1 protein-coding gene is annotated in these 1,002 nt (G+C 61.7%); it reads left to right on the top strand.

Annotated features, from left to right (window positions below):
• The coding region (locus tag RH90_RS24395; protein WP_010188083.1) for a TonB-dependent receptor domain-containing protein at positions 1 to 1,002 on the top strand (1,002 nt) is incomplete at both ends.

Genomic DNA, 1,002 nt, shown 5'->3' with positions numbered 1-1,002 from the left:
CATCCGCCGTTCAGCAATCCCAACGGATCGCTCAACCTGCCGAACGACAGCTTCGGCGAGAACAATACGGCGTTTTCGCGCTACGATTTCTGGAGCCACGAACTTCAGCTCAAGTCGATCGGCCACAACACGATCGACTGGATCGTCGGCGGCTATTACAGCCACGAGGTCAACAAGATTCGCTTTGATATCGACCAGCGCAACGGTTATCGCGACGGCACGTTCAACTGGGCCGGCAGCTTCATCCAGGCGGATCGCGAGATCGACTCGCGCGCGGCGTTCGGGCAGGCGATCTGGCACGTTACCGACAAGATCAACCTAACCGGCGGCCTGCGCTACACCAGTGACGAAAAGCGCGACATCGGTGGCCGCAACGTGACCTTCTCGGGCTGTTCGGCAACCTTGGCGCCAGCCGCGCTCGCCGCTTGCCAGGCCGCGGTTCCAAACCTCCCCGGCATCTTCGCCGTCGATCTCCATCAGGCAGGCAACGCGCAGGACCTGCTCAACACGCTTAACGCGCCGACCGCGCAATACGGCAATCTATGGGGCATTTCGAACAACGACGCGTACGGCAAGTGGAACAAGCTGACCTGGCTGGCGCGCGCCGATGCGCAGATCACCCAAGGCACGCTGGCCTATGGCAGCGTCAGCACCGGCTTCAAATCGGGCAATATCGAGGATGGCGGCCTGCTCGCCGGCCCCGAGACGCTGACTAACTATGAAGTCGGCACCAAGTCGCGCTTCTTCGACAACCATGTCACCTTGAACCTCGCCGCCTATTACGAGGACTTCACGGGCTATCAGGTCAACCAGGCGGTCACGACGCGCAACGCCGCGGGTGCGATCACCGGCAGCCAGATCATCACCACCAACGCCAAGGGTGCGCGCGCCTATGGTTTCGAGGCGGAGATGACCGCGCGGTTGACCCGTACCGACCGGATCAACCTGTCGGGCACCTATCAGCATACCAAGTTCCGCGATCTGCTGACGGTCGACAACCGT

Origin of the sequence: Sphingomonas sp. PAMC 26605, from assembly GCF_000241485.1 — a bacterium.
Lineage (GTDB): Bacteria > Pseudomonadota > Alphaproteobacteria > Sphingomonadales > Sphingomonadaceae > Sphingomonas.
The sequence above is the reverse complement of the archived record's forward strand: the minus strand, read 5'-3'. Positions and strand labels throughout refer to the sequence as shown.